General features: G+C 64.1%; 15 protein-coding genes. 10 read left to right on the top strand and 5 right to left on the bottom strand.

Going from position 1 to position 15,341, the window contains the following annotated elements; genetic code table 11:
• Positions 1–39: 39 nt before the first annotated feature.
• Positions 40–1,181 (bottom strand): IS3-like element ISStma9 family transposase gene (locus tag ACT6SE_RS00930; protein WP_087944428.1). Its coding sequence is split into 2 segments (ribosomal slippage): positions 40–944 and positions 944–1,181, totalling 1,143 coding nucleotides; the frame shifts between segments, so codons are not numbered across the junction.
• Positions 1,182–1,218: 37 nt separating this feature from the next.
• On the opposite strand from ACT6SE_RS00930, the gene ACT6SE_RS00925 reads away from it, so the two are divergent.
• On the top strand, positions 1,219–2,406 hold the full coding sequence (locus ACT6SE_RS00925; protein WP_444811081.1) for an AAA family ATPase: 1,188 nt from the start codon (positions 1,219–1,221) through the stop codon (positions 2,404–2,406).
• Positions 2,407–3,366: 960 nt separating this feature from the next.
• On the opposite strand, the gene aceE is transcribed toward ACT6SE_RS00925, so the two are convergent.
• Complete coding sequence (gene aceE, locus ACT6SE_RS00920; protein WP_012478970.1) at positions 3,367–6,054, bottom strand: pyruvate dehydrogenase (acetyl-transferring), homodimeric type; 2,688 nt, start codon at positions 6,052–6,054, stop codon at positions 3,367–3,369.
• 546 nt (positions 6,055–6,600) lie between these two features.
• Between aceE and ACT6SE_RS00915 the strand changes: the two genes are divergently transcribed.
• Together ACT6SE_RS00915 and ACT6SE_RS00910 are read left to right on the top strand one after the other, a co-directional pair.
• Positions 6,601–7,161 (top strand): PadR family transcriptional regulator, encoded by a 561-nt coding sequence (locus tag ACT6SE_RS00915; RefSeq protein WP_046428271.1) that lies wholly within the window; start codon positions 6,601–6,603, stop codon positions 7,159–7,161.
• A gap of 60 nt (positions 7,162–7,221) precedes the next feature.
• The gene (locus tag ACT6SE_RS00910; RefSeq protein WP_046428269.1) at positions 7,222–8,019 is read left to right on the top strand and encodes a siderophore-interacting protein; all 798 of its coding nucleotides are present in this window, start codon (positions 7,222–7,224) and stop codon (positions 8,017–8,019) included.
• Between the two features lie 161 nt (positions 8,020–8,180).
• On the opposite strand, the gene ACT6SE_RS00905 is transcribed toward ACT6SE_RS00910, so the two are convergent.
• Entirely contained in the window at positions 8,181–9,014 is an 834-nt protein-coding gene (locus ACT6SE_RS00905) for a hypothetical protein (RefSeq protein WP_046428267.1), read from the bottom strand.
• 209 nt (positions 9,015–9,223) lie between these two features.
• On the opposite strand from ACT6SE_RS00905, the gene ACT6SE_RS00900 reads away from it, so the two are divergent.
• Positions 9,224–9,625 (top strand): hypothetical protein, encoded by a 402-nt coding sequence (locus ACT6SE_RS00900; protein ID WP_046428265.1) that lies wholly within the window; start codon positions 9,224–9,226, stop codon positions 9,623–9,625.
• Positions 9,626–9,782: 157 nt separating this feature from the next.
• Here the strand turns inward: ACT6SE_RS00900 and ACT6SE_RS00895 are convergent, their stop codons facing one another.
• Entirely contained in the window at positions 9,783–10,490 is a 708-nt protein-coding gene (locus ACT6SE_RS00895; protein ID WP_005415047.1) for a YceI family protein, read from the bottom strand.
• 86 nt (positions 10,491–10,576) lie between these two features.
• Entirely contained in the window at positions 10,577–11,167 is a 591-nt protein-coding gene (locus ACT6SE_RS00890) for a malonic semialdehyde reductase (RefSeq protein WP_005415046.1), read from the bottom strand.
• Positions 11,168–11,293: 126 nt separating this feature from the next.
• Between ACT6SE_RS00890 and ACT6SE_RS00885 the strand changes: the two genes are divergently transcribed.
• From ACT6SE_RS00885 to ACT6SE_RS00860, 6 genes are all read left to right on the top strand, one after another.
• Positions 11,294–12,253, top strand: a complete 960-nt coding sequence (locus tag ACT6SE_RS00885; protein ID WP_046428262.1) for a mitochondrial fission ELM1 family protein — start codon at positions 11,294–11,296, stop codon at positions 12,251–12,253.
• 128 nt (positions 12,254–12,381) lie between these two features.
• Positions 12,382–12,609, top strand: a complete 228-nt coding sequence (locus tag ACT6SE_RS00880) for a hypothetical protein (RefSeq protein WP_014645731.1) — start codon at positions 12,382–12,384, stop codon at positions 12,607–12,609.
• Positions 12,610–12,657: 48 nt separating this feature from the next.
• Complete coding sequence (locus ACT6SE_RS00875) at positions 12,658–13,509, top strand: DUF2145 domain-containing protein (RefSeq protein WP_046428259.1); 852 nt, start codon at positions 12,658–12,660, stop codon at positions 13,507–13,509.
• 19 nt (positions 13,510–13,528) lie between these two features.
• Positions 13,529–14,032: a hypothetical protein gene (locus ACT6SE_RS00870; protein WP_014645729.1), complete on the top strand. Its 504-nt coding sequence runs from the start codon at positions 13,529–13,531 to the stop codon at positions 14,030–14,032.
• A gap of 31 nt (positions 14,033–14,063) precedes the next feature.
• Complete coding sequence (locus ACT6SE_RS00865) at positions 14,064–14,579, top strand: hypothetical protein (protein WP_014645728.1); 516 nt, start codon at positions 14,064–14,066, stop codon at positions 14,577–14,579.
• A gap of 75 nt (positions 14,580–14,654) precedes the next feature.
• Positions 14,655–15,215, top strand: a complete 561-nt coding sequence (locus ACT6SE_RS00860; protein ID WP_014645727.1) for a queuosine precursor transporter — start codon at positions 14,655–14,657, stop codon at positions 15,213–15,215.
• Positions 15,216–15,341: the final 126 nt, after the last annotated feature.

Below are 15,341 nucleotides of genomic sequence, written 5' to 3'. Positions count from 1 at the left end.
TACGCTCCTCTGAATCGCCCAGGGTTTTCTAGACAGTCGTCAGCCGTTTAGTGCGTACTGCTTCTCGAACTCTACCGGGGACAGCCCGTCGTTGGAACTGTGCCGCCGTTTTGGGTTGTAGAACATCTCGATGTACTGGAAGACGTCGGCCCGTGCCTCGTCGTGATTGCTGTAGATCCTCCGCTTAATACGCTCCCGCTTCAGTAGCTGGAAGAAGCTCTCCATCGCTGCGTTGTCATGGCAGTTTCCTCGTCGACTCATGCTGCACACGATGTCGTGCTCGCGCAGGAAGCTCTGCCAGTCTTCGCTGGTGAACTGGGTTCCCTGGTCGGAGTGAAGCAGAAGCCCGGGGCTTGGCTTGCGCCGCCACACTGCAGCCAATAGCGCCTGCAAAACCAGGTCCGTATGTTGAGTTGGTCGGGTTGCCCATCCAACGACCTGACGCGAAAACAGATCAAGCACTACCGCCAAGTACAGGAAGCCGTCGTACGTGCGGATGTAGGTGATGTCCGTGACCCACGCGCGATTTGGCTCACTGACTTTGAAGCCGCGAGCCAGAACGTTCTTGGCGACTGATCCAACAGGGCCGCTCAATGGGCGTGGTCGCCGACCGTAGCCGACCATTGCCCGCAGCCCCTCGCTCTTCATCAAGCGTGCCACGCGATGACGACTACACGTCTCGCCAAGCTCGCGCAGATCTGTGGTCACTTTGCGGTGGCCATACACAGAGCCGCTTTCCAGCCAGCTGTGCTTGATTAGGCCGAGCAACCGCTGATCGTCCTTGTCGCGAGCGCTTGCCGGCTCTTTTAGCCAGGCGTAGTAGCCACTGCGATGGACGCCAAGCATCCGACACATCGCCGCGAGGCCGAACTCATCTGCGTGTTGCTTCATGAAGGCGTACTTTGCTCTTACCCCTTTGCAAAGTACGCGGCGGCTTTTTTTAGGATGTCTCGCTCTTCAGTGACCCTGCGTAGCTCAGCCTTGAGGCGGCGCACTTCCGCGTTCTGGTCCTGCTCGACACGCCGGCCAACATCGCCTTTGCCTTGTTGCCGCTTCCAGCCGTAAAGACTATGGATCGACACGCCCAGTCGCTCGGCAACCTCCGCTACCGGACGGCCGTACTCAACGATCTGTCGGACCGCCTCGATCTTGAACTCATCGGTGTACCGCTTCGTGCTCATAACCACCTCCGCCTAAGCCATAGTTTATGGCTGCGAGGTGTCTACGGAACCCTGGGCGATTCAAAATTTGCTTGATGAGGTCAAGAACGAAGATGTAACCGGCGAGTCTTTACTCCGGCATGTTCGCCTTGAAAACGTAACGGGCAGACTTCACCGACTTTCATTGGGAGACGCAACGCTTACTGCGTTTGATTTTTCATTCTCGATACCAGGAATGACAGTAGACGGATCTGAAAATGGCGCCCTGAGCTTTTCTGTTATTCCGGAATCCGTACCACCAACAAACGTTCATGCAGTAATAGGAAGGAATGGAGTAGGAAAGACGAGGCTGATACAGAACATTGTCTTTTCAGTACTCAACGCAGGCGACGGCTCTACACAACTGATAAAGGGCCACGAAAACTGGGGATTCACCGGGATAGTTTCCGTTTCATTTAGTGCATTTGATGAAATCGAATTTCCTGCAGCATTAAACTCCGGCATGCCGGTGAATTTTGTGGGACTACGCATTCGCGGCAACGACGGACAGATAAAGACCAAAAATCCAGCGCAGTTGAGCGAAGAATTTGTTGAGTGCATTAAAAGATGCTTTGAAGGAGTAAAGCGGGAGCGCTGGCGCGTGACAACACACGGCCTGTACGGCGACCCAGTGTTTGCGGACACCAACCCTCTTCAATTGCTTGAAATTAATTCCAGTGACCTGGGTGCTGCCGCATCCGATTATTTCAAACGCTTAAGCTCGGGCCACAAGATCGTTCTGCTAACAGTAACCAAGTTGGTCGACCTTGTCGCAGAGAAGACCCTCATATTTCTTGATGAACCGGAAGGGCACCTTCATCCCCCCCTTCTTTCAGCTCTCGTACGAAGTGTATCCAAACTGTTGTCAAGCCGAAATGGCGTTGCGATTATTGCGACACACTCCCCAGTTGTACTTCAGGAAGTGCCGCGCGATTGCACTTGGATAATTCATAGATCCGGCCGCTATTCTAATGCCGAGCGTCCCGAAATTGAAACCTTTGCAGAGAACGTCTCCGTCCTGACAAGACAAGTTTTCGGACTCGAAGTTACCCACACTGGATTTATGAAAATGATCCAGGATGCGGTCAGCGTCAGTCATTCCTATGAGCAGCTCATCCAACACTTTGGCGGAAAACTGGGAACGGAAGGCCGCCTTATTGCTAGGGGCCTTATCGCTGCTCGCGATAATTCGGAGTCAGTGACATGAGAAGAGTGAGAGAGCCGAGCTATAGTGTCTCCCAGGTTCTAGCTGTATGTCTTCGTCATACGGAAGACCATAGCCTCGTAGCCCGAGCAAACGCCGCGCTAAGTAACTTTACCGAAGCTGAGATTGATTACCGAACAAAGGCAGACACGAGGGAGCTCTATAAAATTGCTGAGTCACCAGCTGTCGGAGCCCTATTGTCGAAGGATGAAATATCCTTCCTATACAACAAACTTTCAAGCTCGACTCCTGAAACTCGGATCCTTTACGATCACATCAAAGGTCTCGCGAGGGGAATGATATGCCCTCTGTGCAATCAACGCACAGTATCGACCCTTGATCATTATCTAGCAAAGTCATTGCATGGAGCATTGGCGATTACGCCTATAAATCTCGTGCCCGCTTGCAAGGATTGCAACACCGACTCTGGAACTCGACGATCAACTTCTCCGGGGGATCAAACATTCCACCCATATTTCGACAATGGCGACACTGAGACCTGGATTGTCGCCAGGATAACCCCCGAATCACCACCTGCCGCCATTTTCTCGACGTCGAAGCCTGCAAGCTGGAGCGATGATTTTTATCTCTCCGCGGAGGCTCATTTTAGAGACTTCAGACTAGCTAAGCTTTATTCAGCCCAGGCCGGACAGGAGCTGGTTAATATTTACATGGACATAATTAACTCACCGAATAGTGAAGATCCGCACGAGCTTCGCCAGCATTTCTTGGAAACTGCAAGAAGACGAAGATTCCCTGTTCGAAACAGCTGGCAAGCTGCACTTTATCAGGCTGCCGCGGATTCAGCATGGCTATGCGACGGAGGCTACTTGGAGATAGCAAACAGCGAACTTCTTCAAGACTAGCAGCCATACTCTTGTACCGTCACTCGCAAACTATATCTTTAAGTAAAAAAGGCGGCCCGCGGGCCGCCTTCCTTATCTTCACAATTGAACCAAGAAATCAAACCCCAACAGGATTAGCCTTCTCCGGATCAATCTTGTACTGCTTGATCGCCCGGGCCACATCCTTCGCGGTCATCTTCCCTTCCTTCGCCAGCGCCGCAATCGCGGCATGCGCGATGTAGTACCGGTCAACCTCAAAGAACCGGCGCAGGTTCGCACGCGTATCCGAGCGGCCGAAACCATCCGTACCCAGCACGGTGTACGACATCGGCACGAACGCGCGGATCTGGTCCGCATACGCACGCACATAGTCGGTGGCGGCAATCGCCGGGCCCTGGCGGCCTTCCAGCAGCTCGGTCACGTAGGCCTTGCGCTGCTCACCTTCCGGATGCAGGCGGTTGGCACGCTCCACGTCGAAACCATCGCGACGCAGTTCGTTGAAGCTCGGGCAGCTCCAGATATCGGCGGTCACGCCGAAGTCCTTGTCCAGCAGCTCGGCCGCGGCAATGGCTTCGCGCAGGATGGTGCCCGAGCCCAGCAGCTGCACGCGCAGCTCGCCCTTCTTCGGCTTGCCGGCGTCGGTCAGCAGGTACATGCCCTTGACGATGCCTTCGGCCGCGCCTTCCGGCATTTCCGGGTGGGTGTAGTTCTCGTTCATCAGGGTGACGTAGTAGTACTCGTCCACCTGGTCTTCCATCATGCGCTTGGTGCCGTGCTGCAGGATCACCGTCACTTCGAAGCCGAAGGTCGGGTCGTAGCTGCGCACGTTCGGGATGCCACCGGCCACCAGATGGCTGAAGCCATCTTCGTGCTGCAGGCCTTCACCGTTCAGCGTGGTGCGGCCGGCGGTGCCACCCAGCAGGAAGCCGCGGGTACGCATGTCCGCTGCCTGCCAGGCGATGTCGCCCACGCGCTGGAAGCCGAACATCGAGTAGTAGATGTAGAACGGCAGCATCGGCACGTTGCTGACCGAGTAGCTGGTACCGGCGGCCATCCACGAGCTGATCGCACCCGGCTCGCTGATGCCCTGCTGCAGCACCTGCCCGCTCTGGTCTTCGCGGTAGAACATCAGCTGGTCGGCGTCGACCGGCTTGTACTTCTGGCCGAACGGCGCGTAGATGCCGATCTGGCGGAACAGGCCTTCCATGCCGAAGGTACGGGCTTCGTCGGCCACGATCGGCACGATGTGCGGGCCCAGTTCCTTGTCGCGCAGGGTGATGTTCAGGCTCTGCACGAAGGCCATGGTGGTGGAGTAGCTGCGCTCGCCGCTGCTCTTCAGCAGGCGCTCGTACGCTTCCAGCTTTGGTGCCACGAAGGTCTTGTCGGCCTTGCGGCGGCGCTGCGGCAGGTAACCGCCCAGCGCGGCACGGCGTTCCTGCAGGTACTGCACTTCCGGCGAATCCGGGCCCGGGTGGTAGAACGGCACCTGGCCGTCGGCCAGCTGCGCGTCGGTCACCGGAATGTTGAAGCGGTCGCGGAAGTGGCGCACCGCTTCGTCGTCCAGCTTCTTGGTCTGGTGGGTCGGGTTCAGTGCCTCACCGGCGCTGCCCATGCCGTAACCCTTCACGGTCTTGGCCAGGATGACGGTCGGCATGCCCTTGGTGTTCACGGCCTGGTGGTAGGCGGCGTACACCTTGTGCGGGTCGTGGCCACCGCGGTTCAGGCGCCAGATGTCGTCGTCGGAAAGGCCGGCGACCATCGCAGCGGTTTCCGGGTACTTGCCGAAGAAATGCTCGCGGGTATACGCGCCGCCGAAGGCCTTGCAGTTCTGGTATTCGCCGTCGACGGTTTCCATCATCAGCTTCTTCAGGACGCCATTGGTGTCCTTGGCCAGCAGGGCATCCCAGTAACCGCCCCACAGCAGCTTGATCACGTTCCAGCCGCCGCCACGGAACACGCCTTCCAGTTCCTGGATGATCTTGCCGTTGCCGCGCACCGGGCCGTCCAGGCGCTGCAGGTTGCAGTTCACCACGAAGATCAGGTTGTCCAGGCCTTCACGGCCGGCCAGGGCGATGGCACCCAGGGTTTCCGGCTCGTCGCTCTCGCCGTCGCCGATGAAGCACCACACCTTGCGGTCGGACTTCTCGATCAGGCCACGGTTTTCCAGGTAGCGCATGAACTGCGCCTGGTAGATGGCGGCCAGCGGGCCCAGGCCCATCGACACGGTCGGGGTCTGCCAGTAGTCCGGCATCAGCCACGGGTGCGGGTACGAGGACAGGCCACCGCCGTCCACTTCCATGCGGAACTTGTCCAGCTGCTCTTCGCTGATGCGGCCTTCCAGGAAGGAACGCGCGTAGATGCCCGGGGCGCTGTGGCCCTGGATGAACAGCAGGTCGCCCGGGTGGTTCTCGCTCGGGGCGCGCCAGAAGTGGTTGAAGCCCACGTCGTACAGGGTGGCGCCGGAGGCGAACGAGGCGATGTGGCCGCCCAGGTCACCCGGCTTGCGGTTGGCGCGCACCACGGTGGCCATCGCGTTCCAGCGGATGATCGAACGGATGCGCCATTCCAGCTCGGCGTTGCCCGGGCTCTTGGCCTCGAACTGCGGTTCGATGGTATTGACGTATTCGGTGGTGGGAGAGAACGGCAGGTAGGCGCCCGAACGACGGGTCAGTTCCACCATGCCTTCCAGCAGCTGATGCGCGCGCTCGGAGCCCTCGACATCAATAACGGCCTTCAACGACTCGATCCACTCCTGGGTTTCCACAGGATTCGGGTCGTTGTTCAGCACCTCGTTCAACCAGTTCATTAGCGCTCCCATAACCGCACGCACGCGCGCGACTGTTGTATAGATTTCTAGACCGCAAAGTGTAGCGCACCAAGGGCTTTCGTCACTTGGCTACGCAGGCGTATGGATGCAACCGGCCAGTGTCCGCAAGGGGCTTGCCGGGCCCGCTGACGGCCCTGCGGCGGGCCTTGGCGGCTGCGCGGGCTGTCGCTTGCGGGCCGCTGCGCCCATGTGCAGGACGCAGTGTTACTGCTGCCGATGACGGTTGTAGGGCAACTCCGGCACCGCTGTAGGGGCGGATCGGGCAACGGTACTGAACCGGCGACAACATGTCGCACCTGCCTCTGGATCGGTACCGGCTGCGGGTCCAGCGTGGGCCGCGAGTGAGGGGCCTGGCGGCCCTGCTCCCTTCCACGGTTCGCCGGGGCGCCCCGCAAGGGGCGCCCCATTTGCTGTGGGCCCGCAGACGGCCGTGGCCCAAAACGCACCTGCTTGTGGCCGGATCGGTGATTGCCGGCTTCGATATATCGATATATCGTTTGCACACTCGTTTACCGATATATCGAAATGAGCCGAAGCCCCTCTCCCAGAGCCCGTTCCACCGATTCGGCGGTGCCGCGCCGCAACGGCCAGCCACGCGTGCTGAGCCGCGGCGACCTGCGCCTGCTGGTGCTGGCCCTGATCGGCGAGCAGCCGCGCCATGGCTACGAGCTGATGCAGCTGATCAGCAACCAGTTCATGCAGGCTTATACGCCCAGCGCCGGCACCATGTACCCGCTGCTGGCCAGCTTCGAGCAGGCCGGCTGGATCGAGGCCGAGGAAGTGGACGGCAAGCGGATCTTCCGCATCACCGCCGCCGGCGAGTTCGAGCTGAAGGTGCAGCGCACCCAGGTACGCCTGGCGCAGCGACGCGCCTTCGACCGTGCCCGCGAGATCACCAAGGCCTCGCTGCCGCCGCCGCTGGCCACTGCCCTGCGCGAGTTCAAGCGGGCGCTGGTGCATCACCACGGCCGCTGGGCCGAGGGCGAGGCGGAAGAAGTGGCGGCGCTGCTGACGCGGGCCTCGGCCCTGCTCAACGGTACCGCCGATAGCGAGAGCCCACCGTTTTCAACGACCCAGCCAGACTGAATCCAGCCAGGTCCTCCCCTACGCCGCGCGCCCCCGCGCGACACCTTTACAGGTATCCCCATGACCGAACACAACAACACGCGCCTGCGCCTGGATGTGCGCTTCCGTGAACTGACCGTGCTGCGCATCGAAGAAGTCACCCCGCACATGCGCCGCGTGGTGCTGGGTGGCGACGATCTGGCCGGCTTCGATTCGCCCGGCGCCGACGACCACATCAAGCTGTTCTTCCCAAACAGCAGCGGCGAGATGGTGCTGCCGGTGCTGACCGCTGAAGGCCGCAGCTATCCGGCCGGCAAGGAGCCCTCGCCGGCCCGCGACTACACCCCGCGCTGGTGGGACCATGAAACCGGCGAGCTGGCCATCGACTTCGTGTTGCACGACCAGGGTATTGCCGGGCCGTGGGCCGAGCGCGCGCAGCCGGGCGACACGCTGGTGATCGGCGGCCCGCGCGGCTCGTTCGTGGTGGCTGACAGCTACGATGCCTATGTGCTGATCGGCGATGAAACCGCGCTGCCGGCCATCGCCCGCTGGCTGGACGTGCTGCCCGACGGTGCCGAGGTGCAGGCCTTCATCGAAGTGCGCGACGAAGCCGAACGCCAGGACCTGCCGCAGTACGAGAACGTGCGCATCCACTGGCTGGAGCGCAACGGCTTCCCGGCGGCCAGCAGCACGCTGCTGGAAGACATGCTGACCGACTTCGAGGCACCGGACGGCGATGTCTTCTATTGGATCGCAGCCGAATCGCGCCGCGCGCGGATGATGCGCAAGTTCATCGAAGGCCACCTGGGCGTGCCGCGCGACTGGATCCGCTCGACCGGCTACTGGAAGGCCCACCCGGACGAAACCGACGGCGATTGACCGGCTCGGGGTCAGATCCCTTTTCCTGTGGAAAAGGGATCTGACCCCATGCACCAGAACCTGCCTGGTGGGTGCGGACCGTTGGTCCTCACGCCCTTGACTGTGTAGAGCCGAGCCCACGCTCGGCTGCTCTCCACTCGGCCACCGATGGACCCATCGCGCTACACGCGATGAGCCGAGCATTGGCTCGGCTCTACAGGAGGGACCGCGACCGGCGGCACGCCCCCCTGCCGCACCCACCCGAACCGCTGCGCGGCCCAGATCTCCAGCGCCACCAGCAGTGCGACCACCAGCAGCGGCAACAGCAGCCCGAAGTACACGCCGGGCATCATGCCGTTGATCTGCGCCTTCACCAGCCGCAGCACGCCACGGGTGTGCAGCAGCTCATCCACATGCATGGTCAGCGCCTCACGCACCACCTTGGGTTCCAGCCCGACCGTGCCGGCCTTGTCCACCAGCGTGTCTTCCACCATGCCGCGCAGCAGGCCTTCGCGCACCTTGCCGATCACCCAGTCGGTGCCGCGTGCCAACGGGCCATTGCCAAGACGATCAAGGCCGGGCAACGGATGTTCGCTGAGGTAGGCAGAGGCAATGGTGTCGGCCACATCGCCCACCGTGCCCTGGCTGCGCAACGCCTCGCGCATGCGCGGGTCGTCCAGCGAGTCGGTGAAGCCTTCGCTCCAGCCTTCCACCAGAGTCTGCAGGTGCGGCTGGAAATGATCGAGCTGCTTGAACAGCGCGCGGTGCGCACCGGCGGTGAAGCCCAGCTGCAGCCCGAAGATGGCCGTGGCCAGCGGCAGCAGCACCACGTAGCTGGCCAGCAGCCAGTGATGCCAGCGCTTGCGCCGCTGCAACCAACCCCGGCTGTGCAGCCAGCGCCAGCCGAGGATGCCCAGCACCAGGCCAAGCAACGTGCCGAGCACGCTGCCGCCCAGCAGATCGAGCACGCTCAGGCCCGACCAGAATTCGTTCAACCAGTACTGCGCGTCCTGCATGGGTCTTCCTTCCGTGGGTGATACAGCGGGCCATTGTAGAGCCGAGCCCACGCTCGGCTGCTCTCCGCTCCGCCATCGGAAAACCCTCGCGCTGCGCGCGATGAGCCGAGCGTGGGCTCGGCTCTACACGGATTCCGACACCCGGTTCAACGCATCAGCCGCCAGGCAATGCGACAATCGCGCTCCTTTCCTGCAGCAACGAGGCCCACATGGCCAAACTGACCCTGGCCAGCGTGGATGCGCTGCGTACCCGCTTTGCCGATGACGCCGCCTGCGATGCGGCGCTGGCCGCGTTCGCCGACACCGCCGTACTGCGCGCGCCGCTGCGCGAGCTGGTGGCGGCACAACACCGCTACCTGCAGGCCGAATTCGAAGTGGCCCAGGTGGCCGACGTGCTGCGCCGCGACCAGAAGTACGCGCCGGTGGGCCGGCCGTCGGTGCACATCGTGCAGCTGCGCAAGCAACAGGCCGCGACCAAGCAGGCGGCGCTGATCGCACGCCAGGTGGTGGCGCAGGCCGCGCAGACGTTCGTGCGGGTGAGCGGGCTGGCGGTGAAGGCCAAGCAGAGTCCGAGCGAAGCGTGCGTGGCATGGTTGGGCGCGTTGCGCTGAGGGCGCGTACCCGGTAGTGGCCAACCTTGGTTGGCCTGCGGAGTGCCCATGTGCCAACCAAGGTTGGCATCTACCAACGCGCGTTCCCCCGCACCCAAAAAGAAGGCCCGCTTTTCAGCGGGCCTTCTGCCTTCTCACGACGAGTGAGCGGGGTGCATCAAGCGGCCGGCTTTTCGCCGGTGGCTTCGGTGGTGATGCGGATCTTCACTTCATCGCTGACGTTCGGAGCATACGCGCCGACGCCGAAATCGCTGCGCTTCAGGGTGGTGGTGGCATCGAAGCCGGCGGCCGGAACCTTGGCCATCGGGTGCTCGCCGCCGCCGTTGACGGTGACATCCAGGGTGACCGGCTTGGTGATGCCCTTGATGGTCAGGTCGCCGGTAACGGTCAGCTTGTTGGTGCCGGCCGCTTCCACCTTGGTGCTCTTGAAGGTGGCATCGGCGAACTTGGCGGCGTCGAAGAAGTCGGCGCTCTTCAGGTGCTCGTCGAACTTGGCGGTGAAGCTGTTCAGGCCGCTCAGCGGCAGCTTCACTTCCACGGTGGACTTGGTCACGTCTTCGGCGTTGTACACCAGGGTGCCCTCGACGTTGCCGAAGTGCGCGCTCGGGTTGGAGAAGCCGAAGTGGCTCCACTGCGCCAGCACGTCGGTGTGGCTCGGATCCAGCTTGTAGGTGCCCGAGGCGATCTTGATCGCTTCGGCGGCCGGCGCGGCAGCAGCGGCATCAGCCGCCGGGGTGGCGGCCTGCTCGGTGGTGGCCGGGGCGGCGGCATCGGCGGCCGGGGCAGCGGTGTCGGCCGGCTTGGAGCAGGCGGCGATGGCCAGGGTCAGGGCCAGCGGCAGCAGCAGTTTACGGGTGGCGCTCATCTGAGGAACTCTCCGGATCGTAGGGTGGGTACACGGTGCAGCAAGAGCCCGCCGCACGACGGCGGGCCCGAAACCGATACAGCGACTTACGCGATGCGCGCCGCTTCGTCGAACGACAGGCGCGGCAGGCGCGGGAACAGGCCCGCCGGATCACCGTAACCCAGGTTGACCAGGAAATTCGACTTGATGGAGGTGCCGGCGAAGAAGGCTTCGTCGACCTTGGCCGGGTCGAAGCCGGACATCGGGCCGGCATCCAGGCCCAGCGCGCGCGCGGCCAGGATCAGGTAGGCGCCCTGCAGGCTGCCGTTGCGGATGGCGGCTTCATGGCGGCCTTCCTGCGGGCCGTCGAACCAGGCCTTGGCATCGGTATGCGGGAACAGGTACGGCAGCTTCTCGTGGAAGTCCAGGTCGAAACCGATGATGACGGTGACCGGCGCGGCCATGGTCTTGGCCAGGTTGCCTTCGGACAGCGCCGGGGCCAGCTTGTCCTTGGCTTCCTTCGAGGTGACGAAGACGAAGCGGGCTGGCGTGGTGTTGGCCGCGGTCGGGCCCCACTTCACCAGGTCGTACAGTTCCTTCAGCAGGCTCTCGGGGACCGGCTTGTCGAGGAAGGCGTTCTGGGTGCGGGCCGTACGGAACAGCTGGTCGAGGGCGGCGGCGTCGAGCGCGTGGGACATCGGTGGATCTCCAGGGCGGCGAAGGGAAGTCAGTGCCCGCGGGCGGCGCGGGGCGAATCGACGAGCCGCAGTGTAGAGTGTCGCGACTGTTGCAACACCCAGCAGGACTGAAACGAATTAATGCCAATGGTGAAACGATCGAGCGCGCCCTGGACGGTCACTGACGGCCGTGCGGGCAATGTCCGCCAGGCGGTCGCGCTGGCCTCGGCATTGCGCCAGGGCACCCACCGACCGCTGCTGCTGCAACCGCGCGCGCCCTGGCGCTGGCTGTCGCCGCGCCGCCTGCCCGGCGATGTGAACGGCTACGGCGAGGCCTTCGCGACGCTGGCTGCCGACGCCCCGGCGCTGGCGATCGGCTGTGGCCGCCAGGCCGCTGGCGCCCTGCGCGTGCTGCGCGCACGCGGCAGCCAGGTGGTGCAGATCCTCGACCCGCGCATCGGCGCGCGCCACTGGGACGTGGTGGTGGTGCCCGAACACGATGCCCTGCGCGGCAGCAACGTGCTGACCCTGCTCGGCAGCCTCAACCCGGTGGACGATGACTGGCTGGCCTGGGGCCGCGCTGCGTTCGCCGGCTTCAGCACCCTGCCCGGCCCGCGCACCGCACTGCTGGTCGGTGGGCCGACGCCACTGGCGCCGTGGGATGAGACGGCGATGGTCGGTGTATTCCAGGCGCTGGCCGACCAGATCCGCAGCGAAGGCGGCAGCCTGCTGGCCACCACCTCGCGACGCACCCCACCGGCGTTGGCGGAGATCCTGCGCGCGAAATTCGCCGACCTGCCGCACGTGATCTGGGGCGATGGTGGCGACGGTACCAATCCCTATGGCGGCCTGCTCGGCTGGGCCAACCGCGTGGTGGTCTCGCCCGATTCGGTGAACCTGCTCTCGGAGGCGTGCGCCACGCGCATGCCGGTGATGGTGGCGCTGGCCGACACAGCGCAGGGCCGCCTGGCGCGCTTCCAGCAGCAGCTGCGCGAACGTGGGCGGTTGCAGGCGCACTGGCTGGACTGGCAGTACGACCGCATCGAGCCGCTGCGCGAAACCGCGCGGGTGGCGGCGGAAGTGAAACAGCGCCTGGCACTGGGGTAGTGCCGGCCGCTGGCCGGCAATCCTGGGCGCCTGGCATCGCGGTAATGCCGGGTGCGCAGCGTTTTCTGAACATTTCGATCCGGCACCACGGTTACAGTCCAAGGCCCCCCGTTGGACTGAACATCTTCATGCGTACCCTGCTCCTGCTGCCCCTGGCCCTGCTCGCCGCGTGTTCCACCGCGCCCACCGAGCTGGATCCGATCTCGTATCAATGCCAGCAGCAGCTGGACGCGTACCGCGAACAACCGGCGCTGCGCGATCCGAAGGGCCAGCGCCCGCCACTGCCGGTGGCTCCCATCAGTGACGCCTGCGACAAGGAGCTCAAGCGCAAGGGCGTGGATCGCCCGCTGCGCTGAGCAGCGTATGATCGGCGCGCGGGCCTGCCCGCCGTTGAAGGTACCGACATGGATCGTTTTTCCCGCCTGCACCGCGCCGCGCTGCTGATCGCCAGCCTGCTGGCGACCGCACCGGCCTGGGCCAACAGCACCGAATGCCGCGAGCGCTCCCCCAGCGTGGCGTCGCAGGCGGCGATGCTGGACGTGGCCTGGACCACCGCCGAACGCCTGGACGCGCTGCCCGATGTGGACGTGGTGGTGGCCGCGCGCGGTGGCCAGGACCTGAGCCGCTACGGCCTGCGCCACAGCCACCTGGCCTTCCTGCTGCGCGAGGACGACGGCCGCTGGCGCGCGATGCACCTGCTCAACCGCTGCAAGACCGACAGCTCACAGCTGTACCACGAGGGCCTCGGCAACTTCGTCGGCGAGAGCGGCGGCCATACCGACCTGCGCATCGGCGTGCCGTCGGCCCCCTTGCGTGCCGCACTGCGCGCGATGCTGGTGCCGCCCTCGATCCAGCCCAAGGCGCTGCACGAAACCAAGTACAACGTGGTCGCCTACCCGTTCGCCACCGACTACCAGAACTCCAACCAGTGGGTGCTGGAAGTGCTGGCGGCGGCGATGGCGCAGGCCGAAGGCGCGCCGGCCATCGTCAAGCGCGAACAGGCACAGCAGTGGCTGCGCCAGCAGAAGTACCAGCCCAGCGTGCTGCATATCGGCCTGGGCAAGCGCGTGGGTGCGCGCCTGTTCGTGGCCAACGCCACCACCACCGACCATCCGGCCGGCGAACGCATCTCCGGCAACTATTCGGTGGTGACGGTGGAATCGGTGTTCGACTTCCTGCACCAGCGCAGCCAGCTGCAGCAGGAACTGGTGATCCCCCATGTGCCGGTGGCCGGTGCCACCGCCGCCTCGCCCTGAATCCCGCAAGGAGAACGACATGCGTCTGCTGCACAACTCCCTGGTATCGATGCTGATCGTCACCGCGCTGGCCTGGTCATCGGCCGCCCATGCCGAACGCCGCATCGTGATCATCCATGACCCGGGCCCGCAGGGACCGAGCCTGGAAATGTCCACGCAGATGGTGGCCTCGGCCCGCGCCGCCGCGGCGAAGGAAGCCCAGGATGCCGCCGATGCCGGCCAGCCGCTGGCCCGCCCGCAGCAGATCAAGCTGCCGCAGATGGAGGTGAGCGCGATTGCCACTACCGTCGACGGCCGCCGCGAAGTGCTGCTGCGCGATGCCAACGATCCGCAGAACACCGCGTCGATGCAGTACCCGCGCGGCGTTGGCGACCCGGCCGTGCAGTTCACCGTGGGCCAGACCGTGAACTTCGAGCCGACGGGCAATGACCAGGGCTGGCAGTTGAAGGACAACCAGGGCCGTGCGCTGGAATACCTGCCCGAGGCTACCGGCCCGCGCGACATCTTCGATACCCGGCGCTGAGCCGCCGCCCCACGCTGACCAGGAGGTCTCCATGTTCCGTTGCCTGCGCGTTCCCACCACTGCATTGCTGCTCTCAGCGCTGCTGGTGCCCACCGTCCATGCCGGCGCCGCGCCGCAGTTGAACAGCAGCGAGGCCAGCGTGATCGTGACCTCGTTCGTGGTGCTGTCGCTGCCGATGGCGGCCTCGATGGGCCTGTCCGAACTGTCCAAGGCGCCGTTCAAGGCCAGCGAACGCAATGCCAGGGCGACCCGCACCAAGGCGGTGCCGCTGCCGCCGATGGAAGTGAAGAAGGTGGAGACCACGCCCACGGGCGAACGCCAGGTGCAGTTGCAGGTACCGGACAAGGCCGACCACACCGCCACCCTGCGCTGGCCGGTGCAGCCGCCGGGCGAGAACCCGACTGCAGCCTTCGTGGTCGGGCAACGGGTGCATTTCGACCCCACCGAGGCCGGTGCCGGCTGGAACGTGAAGAGCGCGCAGGGCCAGACCCTGGCCTATGTGCCGACGGCCTATGCCGCCGGTGATGTGATGAGTGAAGCGCTGTAAAGCTGAACGACCGGTTTTGGCTTTGCCGCAGGCCGGGCGGATAATGGGCGATCCCCTTTGTCCCCCTGGCTCGCCATGTCCGTGCGTCCTGCCCCTCTGTTTGCCCCGCTGACCCCGCGCGCCCTGGTGCTGGCGGTACTGGCCATGGGTGCAGTGGTGCTGCTGTCCAACGTGCTGGTGCAGTACCCGATCAACGACTGGCTGACCTGGGGCGCCTTCAGCTATCCGGTCGCGTTCCTGGTCAGCAACCTGATCAACCGCCGCTTCGGCCCGGGCCCGGCGCGCCGCGTGGCGTGGATCGGCTTCGCGGTGGCGGTGCTGCTGTCGATCTGGGTGGCCACCCCGCGCATCGCCATTGCCTCGTGCTCGGCGTTCATCGTGGCCCAGCTGCTGGACATCACCGTGTTCGACCGCCTGCGCCGCGGCAGCTGGTGGCGCGCACCGATGGTGGCCACCACCTGCAGCGCGACGGTGGACACCACCCTTTTCTGGTCGATCGCGTTTGCCGGTTCTACCTTGCCGTGGGTGAGCTGGGCCGCCGGCGACCTGGCAGTGAAGCTGGCGATCGGTGTCTGCCTGCTGGCCCCGTTCCGCGCGTTGTTGTGGAAGATGGCGCCGTTGCGCGCCACCAGCTGACCGCCATTGATCCGGTGGGTGCCGACCGTTGGTCGACACGCCCTGCAGAACTCATCGCTGCCGACAGATTGTGCCGACCAACGGTCGGCACCTACCAGGAGCGGGCCACCGAAGGGCCATTGATCC

Origin of the sequence: Stenotrophomonas sp. LC732 (assembly GCF_052446685.1) — a bacterium.
Taxonomy (GTDB): Bacteria; Pseudomonadota; Gammaproteobacteria; order Xanthomonadales; family Xanthomonadaceae; genus Stenotrophomonas; species Stenotrophomonas muris.
This window is presented reverse-complemented; position numbering and strand designations above follow the sequence as displayed.

Excerpts from the sequence above, each read along its gene's own strand:
- ACT6SE_RS00885 (WP_046428262.1), top strand. The coding sequence starts at position 11,294 with ATGGTGAAACGATCGAGCGCGCCCTGGACGGTCACTGACGGCCGTGCG.
- ACT6SE_RS00880 (WP_014645731.1), top strand. The coding sequence starts at position 12,382 with ATGCGTACCCTGCTCCTGCTGCCCCTGGCCCTGCTCGCCGCGTGTTCC.
- ACT6SE_RS00915 (WP_046428271.1), top strand. The coding sequence starts at position 6,601 with ATGAGCCGAAGCCCCTCTCCCAGAGCCCGTTCCACCGATTCGGCGGTG.
- ACT6SE_RS00875 (WP_046428259.1), top strand. The coding sequence starts at position 12,658 with ATGGATCGTTTTTCCCGCCTGCACCGCGCCGCGCTGCTGATCGCCAGC.
- ACT6SE_RS00865 (WP_014645728.1), top strand. The coding sequence starts at position 14,064 with ATGTTCCGTTGCCTGCGCGTTCCCACCACTGCATTGCTGCTCTCAGCG.
- ACT6SE_RS00900 (WP_046428265.1), top strand. The coding sequence starts at position 9,224 with ATGGCCAAACTGACCCTGGCCAGCGTGGATGCGCTGCGTACCCGCTTT.
- ACT6SE_RS00895 (WP_005415047.1), bottom strand. The coding sequence starts at position 10,490 with ATGAGCGCCACCCGTAAACTGCTGCTGCCGCTGGCCCTGACCCTGGCC.
- ACT6SE_RS00910 (WP_046428269.1), top strand. The coding sequence starts at position 7,222 with ATGACCGAACACAACAACACGCGCCTGCGCCTGGATGTGCGCTTCCGT.
- ACT6SE_RS00905 (WP_046428267.1), bottom strand. The coding sequence starts at position 9,014 with ATGCAGGACGCGCAGTACTGGTTGAACGAATTCTGGTCGGGCCTGAGC.
- ACT6SE_RS00890 (WP_005415046.1), bottom strand. The coding sequence starts at position 11,167 with ATGTCCCACGCGCTCGACGCCGCCGCCCTCGACCAGCTGTTCCGTACG.
- ACT6SE_RS00860 (WP_014645727.1), top strand. The coding sequence starts at position 14,655 with ATGTCCGTGCGTCCTGCCCCTCTGTTTGCCCCGCTGACCCCGCGCGCC.
- ACT6SE_RS00870 (WP_014645729.1), top strand. The coding sequence starts at position 13,529 with ATGCGTCTGCTGCACAACTCCCTGGTATCGATGCTGATCGTCACCGCG.
- aceE (WP_012478970.1), bottom strand. The coding sequence starts at position 6,054 with ATGAACTGGTTGAACGAGGTGCTGAACAACGACCCGAATCCTGTGGAA.